The sequence below is a fragment of the Martinezella calliandrae genome, from assembly GCF_030272695.1.
GTDB lineage: Bacteria > Pseudomonadota > Alphaproteobacteria > Rhizobiales > Rhizobiaceae > Rhizobium > Rhizobium calliandrae.
Genome location: NZ_JARFYN010000094.1, coordinates 1 through 17103, shown reverse-complemented (window position 1 = coordinate 17103; position 17103 = coordinate 1). Strand labels below are relative to the sequence as shown.

The 17103-nt window shown below is 55.1% G+C and carries 16 protein-coding genes and 2 pseudogenes; 3 read left to right on the top strand and 15 right to left on the bottom strand.

Translation table 11 applies throughout. The features are described from left to right. Positions 1-61: 61 nt before the first annotated feature. From PY650_RS34675 to PY650_RS34630, 10 genes and pseudogenes are all read right to left on the bottom strand, one after another. Entirely contained in the window at positions 62-373 is a 312-nt protein-coding gene (locus tag PY650_RS34675; protein WP_285884556.1) for a hypothetical protein, read from the bottom strand. A 12-nt stretch (positions 374-385) separates the two neighbouring features. Then, complete coding sequence (locus tag PY650_RS34670) at positions 386-742, bottom strand: hypothetical protein (protein WP_285884554.1); 357 nt, start codon at positions 740-742, stop codon at positions 386-388. 207 nt (positions 743-949) lie between these two features. Beyond that, positions 950-3946, bottom strand: coding sequence for a TrlF family AAA-like ATPase (locus PY650_RS34665; protein ID WP_285884552.1), 2997 nt, complete (start codon positions 3944-3946; stop codon positions 950-952). 122 nt (positions 3947-4068) lie between these two features. Then, positions 4069-4290: pseudogene (locus tag PY650_RS34660) on the bottom strand (efflux transporter outer membrane subunit); the annotation flags it as partial. Positions 4291-5531: 1241 nt separating this feature from the next. Next, a complete protein-coding gene (locus PY650_RS34655; RefSeq protein ID WP_285884550.1) occupies positions 5532-5873 on the bottom strand; it encodes a hypothetical protein in 342 nt (113 codons plus the stop codon). After that, on the bottom strand, positions 5863-7110 hold the full coding sequence (locus PY650_RS34650; protein ID WP_285884548.1) for an ISAzo13 family transposase: 1248 nt from the start codon (positions 7108-7110) through the stop codon (positions 5863-5865). The genes PY650_RS34655 and PY650_RS34650 overlap by 11 nt, the downstream gene beginning before the upstream one ends. Before the next feature lie 185 nt (positions 7111-7295). Continuing rightward, complete coding sequence (locus PY650_RS34645) at positions 7296-8051, bottom strand: FAD/NAD(P)-binding protein (RefSeq protein ID WP_285884559.1); 756 nt, start codon at positions 8049-8051, stop codon at positions 7296-7298. 45 nt (positions 8052-8096) lie between these two features. Then, positions 8097-8702 (bottom strand): annotated as a pseudogene (locus PY650_RS34640) (FAD/NAD(P)-binding protein); the annotation flags it as partial. 366 nt (positions 8703-9068) lie between these two features. Further along, positions 9069-9434 carry a type II toxin-antitoxin system VapC family toxin gene (locus PY650_RS34635; RefSeq protein WP_285884547.1) on the bottom strand — a complete coding sequence of 122 codons (366 nt, stop codon included), beginning with the start codon at positions 9432-9434 and terminating at the stop codon, positions 9069-9071. Then, a complete protein-coding gene (locus tag PY650_RS34630; protein ID WP_285884545.1) occupies positions 9428-9646 on the bottom strand; it encodes a ribbon-helix-helix domain-containing protein in 219 nt (72 codons plus the stop codon). The genes PY650_RS34635 and PY650_RS34630 overlap by 7 nt, the downstream gene beginning before the upstream one ends. Positions 9647-9814: 168 nt before the next feature. Between PY650_RS34630 and PY650_RS34625 the strand changes: the two genes are divergently transcribed. Together PY650_RS34625 and PY650_RS34620 are read left to right on the top strand one after the other, a co-directional pair. Next, positions 9815-10057 carry a type II toxin-antitoxin system Phd/YefM family antitoxin gene (locus PY650_RS34625; protein WP_285884543.1) on the top strand — a complete coding sequence of 81 codons (243 nt, stop codon included), beginning with the start codon at positions 9815-9817 and terminating at the stop codon, positions 10055-10057. Between the two features lie 110 nt (positions 10058-10167). Next, complete coding sequence (locus tag PY650_RS34620; protein WP_349644543.1) at positions 10168-10506, top strand: hypothetical protein; 339 nt, start codon at positions 10168-10170, stop codon at positions 10504-10506. Positions 10507-10886: 380 nt separating this feature from the next. On the opposite strand, the gene PY650_RS34615 is transcribed toward PY650_RS34620, so the two are convergent. The 3 genes from PY650_RS34615 to PY650_RS34605 form a co-directional block, all read right to left on the bottom strand. Further along, positions 10887-12347 (bottom strand): HlyD family type I secretion periplasmic adaptor subunit, encoded by a 1461-nt coding sequence (locus tag PY650_RS34615; RefSeq protein WP_285884541.1) that lies wholly within the window; start codon positions 12345-12347, stop codon positions 10887-10889. Next, positions 12344-14509: a type I secretion system permease/ATPase gene (locus PY650_RS34610; RefSeq protein WP_285884539.1), complete on the bottom strand. Its 2166-nt coding sequence runs from the start codon at positions 14507-14509 to the stop codon at positions 12344-12346. Before PY650_RS34610 ends, PY650_RS34615 begins: the two co-directional genes overlap by 4 nt. A 173-nt stretch (positions 14510-14682) precedes the next feature. Next, the gene (locus PY650_RS34605; RefSeq protein WP_285884537.1) at positions 14683-14814 is read right to left on the bottom strand and encodes a hypothetical protein; all 132 of its coding nucleotides are present in this window, start codon (positions 14812-14814) and stop codon (positions 14683-14685) included. A gap of 420 nt (positions 14815-15234) precedes the next feature. Here PY650_RS34605 and PY650_RS37575 point away from each other — a divergent pair, with 420 nt between their 5' ends. Then, positions 15235-15702 (top strand): transposase, encoded by a 468-nt coding sequence (locus tag PY650_RS37575; RefSeq protein ID WP_432761621.1) that lies wholly within the window; start codon positions 15235-15237, stop codon positions 15700-15702. Positions 15703-15715: 13 nt separating this feature from the next. Here PY650_RS37575 and PY650_RS34595 read toward each other — a convergent pair whose 3' ends face one another. Further along, complete coding sequence (locus PY650_RS34595; RefSeq protein WP_432761620.1) at positions 15716-16309, bottom strand: shikimate kinase; 594 nt, start codon at positions 16307-16309, stop codon at positions 15716-15718. Positions 16310-16498: 189 nt separating this feature from the next. Then, positions 16499-17103: TolC family protein (locus PY650_RS34590; protein ID WP_285884536.1), on the bottom strand; the 605-nt coding region annotated here is incomplete at its 5' end.

The following is a 17103-nucleotide window of genomic DNA, read 5'->3' as shown; positions in this document are numbered from 1 at the left end:
CTCGGTCACGAACTTCAGGTGAAAATTTGTTGGTCGTCTTGCTCATATCGGCTCCACTTTCTCACGAGTTGGAGCCTCCGGCAAACCCGGCGCGGTTCACTGCCGCAAGTGTGTTCTGATCCTTGCGGATCGCCTTCAGTGTCGTCTTGCCGTTCTTGTCGGTCCGCGGTGTCTTCGCCGCCGCCGCCCGTTCGTCATGCAGCGTGCGCAGCGCGTCTATGTCGAGGCCGTACACGACTTCCGGCGGCTTCGGGGATTGGACATGCACCGATGCCGAGGGAACCCGCGTGACCTCATTAAAAATGAAATCCGTGGTTCGCCCCGCCTTGTCGGAACGGGCAAAAATCTCGATGCGGGCGAACTGAAAGGCCATGACACGCCTACATCAGTTTACAGGCACGGTCATGCAGTAGGAAATTTCACCATCGCGCTCCATGAGCCCGAAGCGCGGATCGCGGGCCTTCTCCTTCATAGCGGCCAGCCAGTCGGCGCGGCTCATCTCGTCGGGAATGATGTACGTGAATGGCCGATCGCGGGAGATGCTGAAGACGCCCGCGACGGTGTCCAGAAACGCACCTGTCTGCATCCCCGCCAGTGTCGGAGACGATGCGCTCGCGTGTTCCGTAAAGCCGTAGGACCGCAATTGCGCGAAAAACTGTGTCGGCTCGCGGATGACCGTTAGGGACGCCGGGTCGCCATCGTCAAGGCGGACGAGCGTGAAGTAAAGCGGAGAACGTGGCATGGTTGGCACTCAAAGGAATACCACAGCGTGCCTACCGGCGAAGAACAGGACAACAGAAAAGTGAATTATATGGACCGAATATAGCTTATCACTGCGTTCTAAGCATCGGCTCTCCGAGGACTTGGTATGGACCTTTCGGCTCGGCCCGGGAGTCAGCACTACAGCCTGCCAACCCATACCAAAAGCAACAGCGCCGTTACTCGAACATCAGGTGATTTGATACTTGAGTCGACGTTGTACGAAGGCGGGCCGTGAGCCTTCAAGCACCTTAACTATATGGCCGTTAGCGTTCGGGTTCTCGATCGCGCCGCACTCGTAGCTGAACTTGTATCCGTTCACCTTGTCCAAGCGGACATAAACGATCTGTTCGGCGTCGGCTCCGACCGCGAGGTTAGGGTTGTGCGTCACCAGTATGACCTGCCGGGTTTTCTTCGCGTCGCGAATGCACTTTGCGAGCACCACGAAAATGCTGTCGTTGTCGAGATTGTCCTCGGGCTGATCGATGATCAAGGGCGAGTTATCTGTGTCGAGATGTAGATAGAAGACCAGCAGCAAAAGCCCCTTCTCTCCCGGCGAAAGCTGGTTGAGGTCCTTTCCTCCGAGCCGCAGCTCGTATCGGGCCTCGAAATATTCCAGGGAATACAGGAAGTCATAGAATTTTTTGAGGTCTTTGGTCTGCCGTCTGATGCCGCCCGTTTTCATCGATGCGATTATGTCCTCGACGAAGGCGAAGATGCTTTCGAATGAGTTCCAATCGACACCCGATTGCTTTTGTTGAAAGGCGCGCGCGCCGTCTGCGACGCCTCGGAATGGACCTGTCACGTTTTGGTTCAAGTGGCTGAAGAAGTCTTCGCCGAATTTGGGTGACTGCACGAACGACGCGTCAATTGACACCTTAAAATCACCGGTGCTCACAGCCTCAAGTCGAGACTCGACCTTGGTTTTCAAACCCTCATAGAACGTCTTGATCTTGCGCTTGCTTTCGAAGAGGGCCAGGCACAGCTCCTTGCGTTCTTCATACGCCTTGGACAACTCGCTCGGTAGATCGTTGTCGATCCGCGAGATGCGGGCCTCCAGCTCAGCGATCGTTCCAAGTTTAGGCGACTCCTTTTGGCCCTCGATATCGATGATCTGCTCGTTTATCTCGCGGATATCCTGTAGGTATCGTTGATAGCGCTGATGGGGTGCCGACAGGGCGGCGCGCATGGCGGCAATGCCATCGGAGATGTGCTTTTCCGCAGCGCGCAGATCGGGGATGCTACCGACTTTAGAGAAATCGGTCTCCGGATCGAACCTCATGGCGCTATCGCGCTCTAATGCTGCGATCTTCTCTTTCAAGCTGTCGATCTTCTTCGTAACCCGTTCCAGGTCCACGGTGAGGTTGATGATCTGATCGATATCGAAACCAAGATAGCCGTATCTCGCCTTTAGCGTATTCTTTTCGCTTTCGACCCGAGTTTTCAGAGCATTAACGGACTCATTGAGTTCAATAGCCTCCTGCAGGGCCTTTTTATGCAAGCCGAGCAATGCGACAGCGCTCTTCTGGCGCGTGGCAAGGTCCTCCAACACCTGCGTTTGAGAAGTTATTCTCTCCGCCGCCGCTTGCTGTTCGGCGCTCTGCGCCGGCGGGGCTGCCTCTTCCGGAGGTCTCGATGCGACGAGTGCGGATACCTGCTTCCGGAGGACCTCGATGTCAGCCTGCAGCTTGGCCTTGAAGGTGGGTTCGCTCTGGTCTTCGAGTTCCAGAATCTTGATGTTGAGTTCCCGCAGCTTCGTCTTGATCTGGCTCGCTTCCTGCCGACTGCTCGACGTCTTCCTTCCCTCGAGATCATGGAAGCTCTTGGCGTCCATCTTGTCGCTGATGTCGACGTGCGAGAAAACGACATCTTCGATTTCACGACGCAACGCTTGGACTTCGATTTCGTTGGTCAGGCTCTCGAAGTAGTTCTGTGGCAGGTACTTGATAGCCTCTGGTTCGACTTCGTTGACATCCGCGTTAAGAACACGCTCGACGTCGAGTCCGCTCTTCCACACCAAACGCCCTAAAAAATTCTCGGCAAACCCCTGTCGCTTGAACTTCCTGTTGGTCTGGCTGTCGGTTAGAAACGAGAAGTACTTTACCTGCCGAGTGTTTCCGAGCAGCGCGACAATGTCCGCGACGGCGCTCTTTCCGCTTCCCTTATTTCCAATAATGGCTGTTAACTCGGGGTTGAACGGGATATCGACGCCTTGAAACCACGTCCCGTTATGACCGGAGTAGGCGGCGACTGGGTTTATTTCCAACCTGTCGATAAACTGGGTCGCCTCGCGCTCAAGCCGGACGAGGACGGGAGGGCGATCACCAACAAACACACGGTGTCCCGGCTCGAAGATGGTCTGCCGCAGGCCCCGGAAAGTCAGGTTGGACTTTATCCAGGTCGATTGATAGCTCGGTTCATCCCCTGTCAAACGCGCGAGGTCGTCAAAAGAATGGGCGTCGCTGGCGTCATAGAGCGGCTTGGGATCGGACTTCGATCCGTCCTCGTATCGGGATTCGCTCAAGAAGAAATCCGTGCTCTTCGCCTTCCCGAAAAAGCCGCTGCTGATCCTATCCAATTCGTCCGAGATCGATTTGCTGCGCTGAGTGTTTTTGGCGGTACCGCGAAGGCCGTCGTTCCCGGCAGCGGTGACGATCATGTAATGCTCTGCAGCGAAACACCGATCCAACGACTCGTTGACGTCATGAATGCTGACCGTGGCCGCGCCGAAGTTCGCAGCGGTGAGTTCGCTGCATCGGAGACGTTTATTATTGACGGTTATGTGCGTTTCCAGGTCGTTGAGAAGCTTGGCCAAGACTTCTGGCGTGGCGACATCAGGGTCGATCAGAATATGTGTGTTGACGTTTTTGCCGTCGATGCTGACGGTCTCGGTCAAGCGCAGCTCGAGGTTCGGGATCAGCAGTTTGGTCGAATCCGGATGGGATTGGCCGTACCATCTCAAGGTGTTAATGTAGCCATCGAACGAAAAGTAGTCCGTTATGCCAAAGGCCTCGACCTCGGATTGTTCCAGGATATCCACGAAGCGCAGCCACGTAGCCTCATCTGGTTTGCCATATCCGTTTGAGAGCATTGTACCGGGTGCATGGAGATGCAGGTCCCATTTGCGCCACAGCGATCCTCGATCGGCCTCTCGCTTGATCGCGCGCGACGTCCCAGACACACTCATTGAGACACTCCATGTGAAGGATTTCTGATCCGAACAAGCCCTCCTTGTCGAGCGGCAGGGTCACGAATCCGCGCCTAGACCAAAGCGCCGGCTACAGTCTAGCCAAGTTAAATAAACAATCAGATGCTAAGGTTTTCTGCAAGTCCTTGCTCAGCCAACGCGTTCAGCTTCCTGTCGCCGAATGCGGTCCACCATTGCGAACCGGAGACGTCGCCGTTGACTTTCGTACCGCCCTCCGAGAATTTGGCCGCGAGCGGCATTTCCGGTGGCTTATGATCGGGGCCGCTGACACAACCTGCCAAAAGAAGCAGCAGGGCGGGGGCGGCAGTACGAATGGATACCATTAGATTATTTCACATTCAATTTACATGATTGCAGAGACGTGACCTCATGTGTCGGCACTTGTCTGATCTCTTCCGAAATTTAGTCATTGCGATAAACTGCTGGCCGTTGAGTTCTAGACTCTGGAGGGAGGTCGTACATTGTAAAAAACATCGACGAGCGGAGCTGCTCGACGGATCCAGGCTACGATCGATGGGACTGCATCCATGAGACCCTCGCGCTATGCCTAATCACGGCCGCACGCGCATAAATCTTCTTGAACTTGCATATCTCTCGCAAGTACTTAGCTCCAGGCGGACGTGACATCGTGACCAATAACGAATTGCCAACATCCAATGCCCACCGCATCTGCACGCGCATGCGACGGCCTTTCTGACAGCTTCATCTTTCTCCCACGCTTTCTAATGGCACTCGACTGATTAGAAAAAATCGATTCTTTGGATCACCCCCATTTAGGCCATGGAACACGGCCCGGTTTTCGTGGGTTTGGGCTAATGTTTGAAATTCGCCTTCGTATTGAACTCGGTGTTCCCTGACGAGCCGATGTTGACGCTCATCGTGCACCAATGCTGATTTTTCCAACGGCTCGAGATCGCACCAGTACTTGAAAAATCTTCGCGATGGCTCGTGTCGAGCGCAAAAGGCGAGGCCGAAGCCGCAATTAGAAAAGCTGCTGCGGTTCATTGATCTCGCTCCGTCTATAGGCGGTGGGACAGCCATCTCACGGGACGGAAAGCTTTTATCTTTACCGACGATGTCATCAAAGAACAGGACCTGGACATTAAACTTCTTCATTGGAATAAATGTCGCAAGTCGTAAGCAAGAGGCATGCCACAAAGCGCCCAGTCGTTTTCAATGAATTAGCAAGATCTTGGTACCATCCAGTGAAACAATGGCGCCACCTTTGTCGGGTTCGCTGCAATAAGTGGGAGAAAATTGTTCGTCTATTGGCATGGGAGGATTGGAGGTGGAAGCTTAAATAGCCCGCCGCCCGGCGAAAGAACAGGACGGCAGACGTTTTACAGAGCTGCTTCAGGTATGCGCCGGCGGGCGTATTGCCGTGAGTGGAAAGGATCGGCAATCATCGCATCTGTGAAATGACGAAGCGTCCTCGCCAGCCCCGTCACCAAAAACTCCGCCATGTACGAATTGAGTAACCTTTCCGCGCGGTCCCGGAGCGGTAATTAGGGCTTGACGCGTTATAACTGCTTCAAGTTTGGACGAGCGCCGGTTGGGATGAAGGTCAGTAGTTTCGACTGTTTTGTAGTTTGAGCTTCTTGATACGGTGGCGTTGATAGGCGTCGATTTGTCGGAACAACGGGATCCGTCTGTTAAAGCTGAGATGGGTGATTGAAACGATGTACGGGGTTTTGCTGTCCGGTCCACCGATATCCAGCCCGCACACGATCCCGCCTTCCTCTCCCATGTAGAAGAGGCGTGTGACGTGGCAGCTGTCGGGGATCTCGAGATCCTGTGATTGCTTGGTCAGGGTCTCTTTGAGGCTCTGAGACAGCCTGGTTTCAAGGGGAAGTGACGCTTCGAGTTCGCGAACAAGTCGATCGGTTTTGTCAGGGTCATCGATCATCGGCAGCACTCCTGGCTTTGGCATTATCGGTAACAGCGGGCGTGGGCGAGATCGTGTAGTTCCACTCTCCGTGGAATTGATCACGGTCGATATTGATCACATTCATTTCCGCGTCAGAGATTTTGATGGCCTTGGGATAATGATTTTCGTCGAGGCAACATTGTACGTCGAGCCCGTTGGCCGTAGTCGTGGCTCCGATGAGTTGAACGATGACCTCATGACTGACGAGAGGCTTGCCGCGCCAATTCTGGGTGATGAATGCAAATAGCCGATGCTCTATGCGGTTCCATTTGCTTGTCCCTGGCGGGTGGTGGGAGACCGTGATGGCCAAACCGGCTTCCTTGGCGAAGGTCTGAAGCTCACGCTTCCACAGCCGAACACGAGCCCCATTACTGCCACCGCAATCGGCGGTGATGAGTAGACTGGTAGCGCCAGGATAGCGATCCTTTCCCAAGGCGTTCCACCAGCGTCGAATGCTCTCTACGGCAAAGGCGGCGGTGTCGTGATCGATGCCAACATTCACCCAGCCTGAGTTGTCGGTGATGTCGTAGACGCCGTAAGGCGCGACCTTGCCGAGTTCGGGTATCTTGAAGTCGTGAACGCGCACAGCTTGGGGATCGCCTTTGGGTCGCAGCTCGCGCCCACCATTCTTGAAGTCGCCCACCAATTCTTTCTTCTTCGTATCGACCGAAATGGCGGGCTGACCTGCTGCCTGGAACTGCTTGATCTTCTGGTTGATGTGCTCAAACTGGGCATCGCGGTCAGGATGCGAAGCCCCTTCCAACGTCTTCCTGTTCGCCTGAAGGCTGAAGCCAAGCTTGCGCAGCAGCCGCCCAACCAATTTCTGACTGGCCGTGAAGCCGCGTTCAGCCAACGCGCCGGCAAGGTGACGCTGGCTTCGGCTTACCCACAGCAATGCCGCTTCTGGATCGCCGCGGGTCGCCGATTGCGCCAGCTCTTCCAGCGCGGCCAGAAGACCCGGCTCGGTTTCGGTCTTTGGCCTACGCCCGCCGCCCGGCCGACGAACCCGACGTTCCAGTCGCGAATCGGCGGCTCGCAACTCCGCAAGCCCACGACCGATCGTACTGCGCGCAACCCCAGTCGCTGCCGAAACAGCCGCCACGCCACCTCGGCCTGCGGCCCGAGCCTCGGTTGCCGCCAACAATCGCCGCGCCCGCTCATCCAAATAGGGCGCAAGCGTCTCAAAGCGCGCCTTGATCGCAACGATATCAATCATCCAGGCCGCTCAAATCCATTCGGCTACTGAATCACACACGTCCCCACCCGTCCAGCATTTTGCTCAGACCTTGCTCGTAACCTCGTTTCGAGTTCCCCGATTCGTTTGTTCCGTCTCAGGCCCCTAAGGTCAGGTCGATATCCACCAAGAGCCGCGGCAGGTCGCGGTAAAACAGACTGATCGAATTACTCGGCGTCAATTCGCATTGCCATCCTTCGCGTCCCTGTGAAGTGCATCTGCCTTATTCGTTCGACGATCTTTTCCGCCTGATCGACAATTTCGGGCACCGAGGTGAGTTCACCGAATGTCCCCCGCGCCAACGGACCAGCAATGAGTAGGCCCTCGACGGGAGTCCCGTCCCGTGCCACGGCGCGATTCTCGCGATCACATTTGATGCCGAGACCATGCGGATCCTTTGTGATCAAACCGACGCGCTCAAGATCCAACAAACAGGCTTCATGGCCGATCGCATTCTCATGATCGGGCCCGGTTGCGAGGATTAGCCACTGCGCGCGAGCTTGTTCGATACTGCGATGCGGCGCAGTTGCGATATCGATCAAGATGTGCTGGCTGTCATATGCCGCGGATACGATTCTTCCTGCACGAATATGGAGGCGACCAGTTGCTGTCTCGCGCACGACGAGTTCCTTGATTTGGGGGGGCATCCGGAAGCGGTGGATTTCGAACCATCTGCAAAGATGCCGCAAAAAACGCCGTTGCCCCTCGGGTGGCAGCGCTTGCCAGATTGCCTGCCCCTGATGCCGCAGGGCATCGAAGACGCTCTGCCAGGGTAATCCCTTTTCCGTCACCTCGTCGATAGCGGATCGCACCTGTTGCAGAAGGCCAAGCGCCGTCTTAGGAAAGCATTTTAGCAAGTCGCCATCTAGCGCGAAGCTGCCGGTAGCCTGGGGCCGAGGCAGAAGTCCTGAACGCGACAACAAGGTGATCTCTCCACCATGACCGCAAGCGCGCAAGGTTGCCAGCACGTCAAGCGCGGTCAATCCGGCACCGATGACAATGATATTATCGCTTTGCTGGATCTTTTGAAAAGCGCAAGGGCTAGACGGATTAGAGATGAAACGTGGGTGACATTGCAGCCCAGAAGCAAATTGTGCTGGCGTCCTTGGTGGCGGATGACCGGTGGCAACGACGACGATGTCGGCGTGAAGGATCGTGCCGGCAGTGCCTTCGATTCGCCAGCAGCCATTTTGTCGACGAATGCTCGTGACACGCTCGCACATATGTAAGATGTCACCGCTTTCGAGAAGCGGTCTCATCTCATTGTCCATGAAGTCGGCAAAATCACCTCTGCGTGCGTAGATTGCCCCCTTAGTTCCAGCCTCAGGATCTCGGCCAGACCGACCGGTCTCACAAAACCAGCGGGCGAACCGCTGCGGGTCTCCAGGAATTGCCCGCATCCGGTGGGCTGCGACGTTTAGGCGAAGTGATGGATCATTTGTGTCGTAAGCAACACCGGCACCAAGGCGCGACCTTGGCTCGAAGATGACCATCTCCTCACGCCGGAATAGCCTTGAAAGCGCGAGCAGACGACCGATCGTCGCCCCACTGAACCCGCCTCCGACGATGACCACGCGGCTGACGGTAGACAACGACGAGAACCGTTCTTGCGAGAGCTGCGTTGTTTTCAACAAACTCAACTTCCTTCGGCTTAATCGCAATTTCAAATGCTGCTGTGAGCATCTATTACACACTTAGTTTATAGATTCCATATATAAATCATTCAATGGCTATGAAGCGGTCTGGCATTGAGGCTGCCATGCAATGACGGGGTGCTGCGCGTTGTAACGTCAACGCTCAATCGGATGTAGCAATCAGTTGGTGTCGACGATCGAGCCAGAGGGATGAAATTCGCGGTAGCATGGGCATTCCGCAGGGTACGCCACTGGTCGCCGCCCAGCACACCCGGATAACGCTTTACGGTAGAACTAACAGCGCGCTCAAATTTCGTAGGGTACCCGAATGTCAGGCATTTCCTTCGGAAAATCCTTCGTGTTTCGAGTGACCAGTAACATCGAGTGAACATTGGCAGTTGCCCAGACGATGGCGTCGGGCAGTTTGATGCGATGTCGCTGTCGCAGAGATACCGCGCATTCGGCAATGTGATCATCGACAGCAATGATTGTAAATCCGGCGAGAAAAGCGCGTGTTCCGACTGCAACCGCCTGCTTGGCACCGACGAGAACCTCCATCCACGTGATGATGCTGATCGCCTTTTCCTGATACCGCGTCAGCTCATCTCGCGCTTGCGGTACGGCATTCAGATGGTCGATCAAGATGTTTGTGTCGAAAAGTGCTTTCACCATTCGCTGCGCATGTCTTCCTGATATGCCAAACCATCGACCTTTCGATCACCCCAGAGGCCAAACGCCTCTACTTCGGAACTACCGCTGCTGTTGCGAGCCAGAAAATCATCAATCGCCTTGCGAATCAGCGCTGCTCTCGACACTTTTTCTCGCTGCGCCAACCGGTCCAACGCTTTGACCTCCGGATCCCCAATATCCACCAAGGTTCTCATGACAACTCTCCGATATCAGATATCGGCAATATATATCAGCGGCTTGCCATTTTCAACGCCCTAGCGCCATTCATAGCAGGCCACGGAACCCAGTGGCTGCAACCATAGCCTGCCCTTGTCAAATAATCAAATGATTTGTATATTTCGCATAATTTGAAGGAGGCGGATTTGCAAAAATTCTCGACCGTAGACCTGCTGCGCGATATTAAGACCGTGACCATGGCGGCAGATCGCCAGCCGGTCGCCATTACTCAACATCGCAAGGCCCGCTATGTCCTCATGACCTACGACGATTTCGAGGCCATGAAACAAAAAAGCGATCCGCGCAGGGCGTACGGCGCCAATGAAGCCCCCCGAACTGGCAGCGCTAATCGGTCCCGAACTGGACCGGCTGATACAGGAGGGAAGTGAGACTAATGGCTGATACTCCGGCCAATGGTTCGATCATCCGCTATCCTTATCTCTGGACATAACAGCGCGACAAGGGAGAAACCGACGGACGGAAAGCACGCCCAGTTTGTATGGTTCTGGCAATTCCGAAAGGCAATCAAACAAACCTGATCCTATTGGCTATATCGGGTACCCCACCCCGATCTGATCAAACCGCACTGGAAATTCCGCAGCTCGAATGTCGCCGCGCTGGAATCCGTGAGTGGAAAACTGCATGGATTATCGTCTCTGAATTTAATCGCGATATAGCCGAACAGTCCTTCCACTATGACCCAAATGCAGAAGTGTTGGGACCGTTCAGCAAGGGATTTCTTGCAAAAGTCGCGGCAGCCTTCAAAGAGATCGTTCGCTGTACTGTGGGCGGACCTGTTTGCTATTCGTCCGATTTGATCGATGCCCGCATCCACTGAACGGTAATAGCGAAATCCTGCGGGCCCGCCAGTGGCGCGAACGGCGAGCACGTCGTAGTAATCACCGATCACAGTTTCGCCGATTATATAGCGCGGAAGTGCGGCTGCTCTGGCCGAGCGCGACGCGATCGGTATGTTTCCCGTTAGTGGTTGATGGAAGGAAAAGCCGGGCTTGGAGCGCTGGGACCGCGCCGCCCGCTACGCGCCGATCGTGTCCATCAGGGCGCCTCGCTCGCATATCGACATCTACGCTGGAATCGAGAGCAAGCTGTGGGTCGAGATTGCGGCGGGATGATCAAAATCTTGAGATCGCATTAGCGGCGGAAGGACTGACCTTGGGATCGAAATATCGAGTGTGTTTCGGGACGCAAATATTCCAATCAGCGCTCGTGCATGGCGTCAGATCCCACTTCGATCAGCGGCGCAAATACATACTCAAGAAGTCGCCGCGAACCGGTTTTAATTTCGACGGATACGGTCATACCAGCGGATAATGGAACTTCGCGCCCATCAGCTACCACCGCCATCTTTGAAGGGCTGATCACGACTGGATAGACGAGATTCTGAGTCTGACCAATGGACGTGGTATTGGTGTTTGACTTGGCAAGTTGAGTCGGATCTCTTTCGGCCACCTGCGCGTCGGAACTTGGGATAGAATCGCGAGCCACGCGTGTGACGGTGCCGGGCAGTGTCCCATAGCGGGTGAAGGGAAAGGATTCAACTTTGATGATTGCTTCCTGACCTTCACGCAGAAAGCCGATATCCTTGTTTTCAGCGTACGCTTCGATCTCCAGCGGTGCATTATCGGGAACGATCCGCATAACCTGCTGGCCGCTCGAAACAACCTGCCCAATTGTTGTAACCGACAAAGCTTGCACAACCCCGTCGATCGGGCTTGCAAGTGTCATATGGCTCATTGCAGCCTGGGCCTTGATAAGGCGCTGGGCTAGCTCGTCGGCCTGCCGCTCAGCGTCCGCGAGCTTCTGCGCATTGTCACTTATGAACGCTTCCTGCGTTTTCTGTCTCTCGGCAGCAATTGTGTCAAGAGAGGCCGCAGTTTGTTCGAGTTGGCCGTTGTCGGAGGCTAGCGTAGCCTGTTCAGCCTGAAGGCTTTGGATAGCATCGATCAAGGTCGATCTGGTACCCGTATTGCCAGCAATGAGAGCGCTTCTAAGGTCGACACGCTGCTGAAGTGTTCGGATAAGATTGGCCTCGACTTGGGTAGTAGCCTTCAGCTTTTCGTGCTCAGCCACCTTTTCTGCCTTTTGCGCATCAAGGCTACGGATCCGCGCGCAAAGGTCGCTGAGATCGTGATCGAAGACACGGGTCTCCCGACTGCGAATATCTTCCGGAATGTCGCTGGGCCACGGCACTACGGGTTTAAGACTGCCGTATTCTTCTCGAGCAGCAGCGATTTCTGCGTTTCTTCGCAGGATTTCAGCTCGATATGAAGTTAGACCAACGGCGAGTTCTTTGGCATCCGCCATGGCCTCAGTCGGATCGAGTTCGAGCAGAATTTCCCCGGCACGAACATGCGTGCCATTTGCGACATTGAAGGCTCGTACCCGCCCGGTTGCGAGAGGTTGAATGACTTTGACCTGACTTGCTGGCCGGATTTTGCCAGTAGCAACCGCAAAAATGTCGATACGCCCAAAGTAAGCCCAAGCCAAACTGGCTGTCGCAAACAGACATATGATAACGATCAGCGCCATCTGTGTCGGAGACGCAGGAGTCTCGATTATTTCGAGGGCTGCTGGAAGGAACTCGTTATCGGAGCGCCGACGCCTGACCGAGAGTCGTTTGGCTTTCTTAACCACGGCAGGCGCCACGACGTCGCTCATGCGCTTTCCACCTGCAATTGGTCGGTCTGCAACGCCCAAAGGTGGGCATAGAGGCCACCTGGGCGGCATACTAATTCCTCGTGAGTGCCGATCTCGACAATTCGTCCATCCGCCATGCTGATAATCCTATTACAAGGGCGTACTGCCGCGAGCCGGTGAGCAATGATGATTACGGTTCGACCCTGAACGATGTTTTTCATATTGCGATGAATGACGCGCTCGCTCTCATAATCGAGGGCACTGGTGGCCTCATCGAAGATCAGGATTGGAGGATTTGTCGCCAAGGCCCGCGCGATTGCAAGCCGTTGCCGTTGGCCGCCGGAAAGATTGGCGCCGCGCTCTTCAATTATGGTGTCATATCCGTTTGGCAACTTGTCAATAAACTCATCAGCTCCTGCCATACGTGCCGCCTGCATAACGATAGCACGAGATGTGGTCGGATTGGCAAAGGCGATATTGTCATGAATACTGCGATTGAACAGGACGTTCTCCTGAAGAACGATCCCTATATGCCGTCGAAGCCACGCGGGATCGACTTGAGCAATGTCCGTTCGATCGACCAGGATCTGGCCTTCTTCCGGAAGATAGAGGCGCTGGACCAGTTTCGTCAGGGTCGATTTGCCCGATCCTGAAGACCCGACGATACCAATCACCTCGCCGGGACGAATCGAAAGGGAGATTGACTTCAGGACTTCAGGCGCTCCCGGCCTATAGCGGAAGCGGACATTGCGAAATTCGATGGCGCCCTTCGGGGTTGGGAGGCTACCGATGCTTGCCGAGGGAGCGAACTCGGTCGCCGAGTTCAATATGTCTCCAAGTCGCTCGACGGAAACCTGGACCTGCTGAAGATCCTGCCAGAGTTGAGAAAGTCTTAGGACCGGTTGCGTGACCTGGCCTGATATTATGTTGAAGGCAATCAACCCACCAACGGTGAGGTCACCGTCCATCACCGATCTCGCTCCGAAGAAAAGAATGCCGGCTATCACCAGTTTGTTCACGTATTGAATTGCGTTTTGACCGCCTGCCGAAAGCATCGATGCGGCAAACGACGTCTTAACATAGGCGGCGAGCTTTTCTTCCCATTGCGCCTGCATGGCAGGCTCTACGGCCGCAGCCTTCAACGTCTGTATGCCAACGATCGATTCCACCAGAAATTGCTGACTTTCAGCGCCTCGATTGAATTTTTCCTTAATCTTGCTGCGCAATGCCGGACGAATCAGGATTGTGATTAGTATGTAGAGCGGGATTGATGCAACCACAATCAACGTCAGTTGCCATGAGTAAACAGCAAGAACTGCAATGAAGATGATAGCAAAGAACAGGTCGATCGCCGAAAACAGTGCTTGTCCGGTCAGAAATGATCGGATGGTCTCAAGCTCTCGGACGCGCGCCACTGTCTGCCCGGCGGCCCGGATCTCGAAATAGCCCAGCGGCAACCTTAAAAGATGAGCAAACAACCGACGGCTGAGTTCGACATCAATACGATTTGTCGTATGTGCCAATACGTAGCTTCGCAAAAATTGCAGACTGACGTCAAAAACACCTAGAGCTGCCAAGCCGCCGATAAGCACAGCGAGTGTTGAATAACCCTTGTGTACCACGACCTTATCGACGATGGCCTGAAAGAAAAGCGGCGTGACCAATGCGAAGAGCTGCACAAAAAGCGATGCTAACAGGACGTTGGCTAACGGTTTCCGATAACGCCAGATTGACGGCAGAAACCAGCTGAAGCCAAAGGCTTTCGGGTCGATACCTTCCCCCCGGAAACGGCGTTGGACCAGGACGACTTCAGCCTCAATGTCGGCTAAAACTGCGGCACTCGGTATCTCCCGCATAGTTCGGTCCACTGGATCGACGAGTCTCATTTGGCCACTTGGAGTAAGCCCGCCATAGAGGATGTATCCGCCGTGCTTAAGCTTGACGATCGCCGGCGTCGGAACTGCCCGCAATCGAGCTTCCGTTCGCACAGCAATTACCCGCGCCTTAAGACCGATACGGTTGGCTGCTCGAAGCACATCCTCGTTCCCGGCGGTTCGGTCATCAAATACAAGTTCTCTTGCTAGTTGGAACGGGTCGGCAACTATGCGGTAATAACCTGCAACGGTACACAGCGCGACGAAGCCGCTATCGACTGCAGGGGGAGCTGAGGGAATATCATTCATTGCTTTTGCTCGCCTGCTTCTCTTTCAGAGTCGACGATGCGACTTGGCACGCCGGCCCTCACGCGACAACGCAACCGCTTAATGGTGTTTCCAACGTATCTCGCTTCGTTGCACCAGTGCCGCAGGAGCGTTAAACCAACGCCCCTTGCTGGGTGTGAGGGACCGTTTCCGAATTACGCACTGATCAAGAAGTTCGAACCGGTCAGGTGCAGAGCGGCCAGATCATTCACGCTCTGGACATTGGTGATGTTGGCGAACGCGTTCGCATCGTTCTGCGACGCGACACAGGCCAGCTCGGCGCTCATCTGATCGTCCTTGCCGGTTTCGATATACTTGTAGAATCGTTGCCTGAACCGCCTCCGATAACATCCATCGTCGTACTGTTGGACAAGAGGGGATGGTGCTGGCCTACAGTTGTACTGTCAAACCGGTTCATCGAGAATTTTTCCTATATGGTTTGTCTTACACTTGATCAGATAGCATTCCGCAGATCTCGCCTTGAAATCGATTGTTTCGATAGGTCTAATCCACGGTACGAATAGGATGCAATGCCGCTGTAATCGTTGCTGTATTTCGAAATACTCAGCAATGCCCGTTGCCCGACCTGGTGACGTTTTGTAGCTGACAACAGGCCGGAAGGAGAAACACGAAGTTCGAACCGCAAGATCGCCCTTTACGTGAACGTCCCATACGGCCATTTGGAGGCGTTTCGATGAGCGCTTACCCTGAAGTCACGGATTGTAGCGGAAAGCCTTCAGCCGGGTGCGCGGGTTGTTGATGTTGCGCTTACTTACGATCTGGCTGCGCATCAGCTTTCGGACTGGCGACGGCAAGCGCGTCAGGGTCTTCTGGTGCTGCCTGCGGAACTGATGCCGTGCCTTGCGACAATAGCGGCTCATGGGGCATGTGCAGCGGGCAAGCGGAGCGCCGGCGCCTTCCACTACCCTCGCCCGCAATCTTCTTGTATAGACCTCCAGCGCAATCGCAGCCCGCACGCGGCGCTGGCGTTGCGGCCATCATGTCCTTGCGCTTGCTCTCAACTTTCAATCACCCCTTCGAAGAAGCGCGAGGAGTTACCCTCGTTCCGCCTCGCTGATCCGAAGTCACTCAGCAATAAGATCCGTCGTATTGAAGGGTTGCTGAGCGGCGGCCACCTCGCCGTGAAGATGAGCGTGAAGCGCCGTCAAGCATAGATCCGCGTTCTTTTTATCTTGTTTGTGGGACGGGGGCGAATATGAGTTCGGCTTGTTCATAAAAAGGCTTCCATTCTTTGAATAGTCGGGCAATCTTCTGCTCCGGGTTGGGACCTCGCAGCAGCGGGCGGCTCATGTCATTCCTGAGGCGTTTTTCGATCACTTCCAGCTTGGTATCGAGCCAGATCGAAACCGCCTTCTTGCCGATGAGGCGGCGGCTCTGCTCATGCATGAACGAGCCGCCACCGGTCGCGATCACCACAGGCCCTGTCTCGAACAAACCAGCGATCACACGCGCCTCCAAGGCCCTGAAATACTCCTCGCCATAGAGCTCGAAAATCTGGGAGATCGATCTACCGGTTTCTTTCTCGATTTTTTTGTCCGTATCGATGAAGGGCAGCCGCAGCCGTTTTGCGAAGAGTCGGCCAATGGTGGATTTCCCGGCGCCCGGCATGCCGACGAGCACGATCGGCCGCACGCCGAGGGCGGCGACTATCTCCCTTGCCACCGGTGACCTGGCGGTATCGGGAATGCTTGGTTGTCCGACAGCCTGCATAATCTCTTCCAGATCACGATAAGAAACTGAATATCTGACGTAGAAAAACACCGCCTATAAAATCACCTCTTTCGGGTAGTGGCTGCCCTTGAAATCGACCATGATGGAGAACTCAGCCCGCCCGTTCATCTTCAACCCGGATCTTTGCCATCATCAATCAGGTTGCAAACCCAGCTAAAAGTTTGCGACAGAACCCAGCTTTCTAATTCAATCGACGGTGCGCAAGGCCAATTGATCACGTTAGGTCCCTGTCTTATTGGCGACGACCTTGATGACCTTGGCCGGCTTTGCAGCAACAGTCGGCTTTTCGGCCGGAACATAACCGGCGCCGATCGCGACGTTCAGAGAGATATAGTCGAGAGCGCTTTGTTGGATAGCCGTGGCCAGGCTTTCCTGCGCCGCCGAAACATTGCGCTGTGCGTCGAGAACTTCGAGCAACGAAGAGGCGCCATCCTTGTAGCTTGCCGTCGAGAGTTCGAGGGCTTCCTGGTAGGATTTCACCTGCGCCCGCAGTGCGGCAACCTTCTGAGCATCGCGGCTGACGGCCGACAGGGCGTTTTCGACCTGCTCGACACCGGACAGCACAGTCTGCTTCCAGACGATATACTGTTCGCGGCTGGCGGACCCGGCTTTCTTGACGTTGGCACGCAACGCGCCGCCGTCGAAGATCGGCAGCGACAGACTTGGGCCGAACGACCAGCTTGTCTTGCTGCCACTGGTAGACTTCTTGTGGATGTAGGACGGCAAAATCGCACCGCCGAGCGTGATCGTCGGATAGAGCTGGGCCTCCGTCACGCCGATCTGAGCGGTCGCAGCAACGAGGTTACGCTCGGCGACGCGGATGT

Coding starts and splice junctions, on each gene's coding strand:
- PY650_RS34670 (WP_285884554.1), bottom strand. CDS start 742: ATGCCACGTTCTCCGCTTTACTTCACGCTCGTCCGCCTTGACGATGGC.
- PY650_RS34610 (WP_285884539.1), bottom strand. CDS start 14,509: ATGAATGATATTCCCTCAGCTCCCCCTGCAGTCGATAGCGGCTTCGTC.
- PY650_RS34665 (WP_285884552.1), bottom strand. CDS start 3,946: ATGAGTGTGTCTGGGACGTCGCGCGCGATCAAGCGAGAGGCCGATCGA.
- PY650_RS34675 (WP_285884556.1), bottom strand. CDS start 373: ATGGCCTTTCAGTTCGCCCGCATCGAGATTTTTGCCCGTTCCGACAAG.
- PY650_RS34620 (WP_349644543.1), top strand. CDS start 10,168: ATGGTTCTGGCAATTCCGAAAGGCAATCAAACAAACCTGATCCTATTG.
- PY650_RS34615 (WP_285884541.1), bottom strand. CDS start 12,347: ATGAGCGACGTCGTGGCGCCTGCCGTGGTTAAGAAAGCCAAACGACTC.
- PY650_RS34650 (WP_285884548.1), bottom strand. CDS start 7,110: ATGATTGATATCGTTGCGATCAAGGCGCGCTTTGAGACGCTTGCGCCC.
- PY650_RS34655 (WP_285884550.1), bottom strand. CDS start 5,873: ATGATCGATGACCCTGACAAAACCGATCGACTTGTTCGCGAACTCGAA.
- PY650_RS34635 (WP_285884547.1), bottom strand. CDS start 9,434: ATGGTGAAAGCACTTTTCGACACAAACATCTTGATCGACCATCTGAAT.
- PY650_RS34630 (WP_285884545.1), bottom strand. CDS start 9,646: ATGAGAACCTTGGTGGATATTGGGGATCCGGAGGTCAAAGCGTTGGAC.
- PY650_RS34605 (WP_285884537.1), bottom strand. CDS start 14,814: ATGAGCGCCGAGCTGGCCTGTGTCGCGTCGCAGAACGATGCGAACGCG.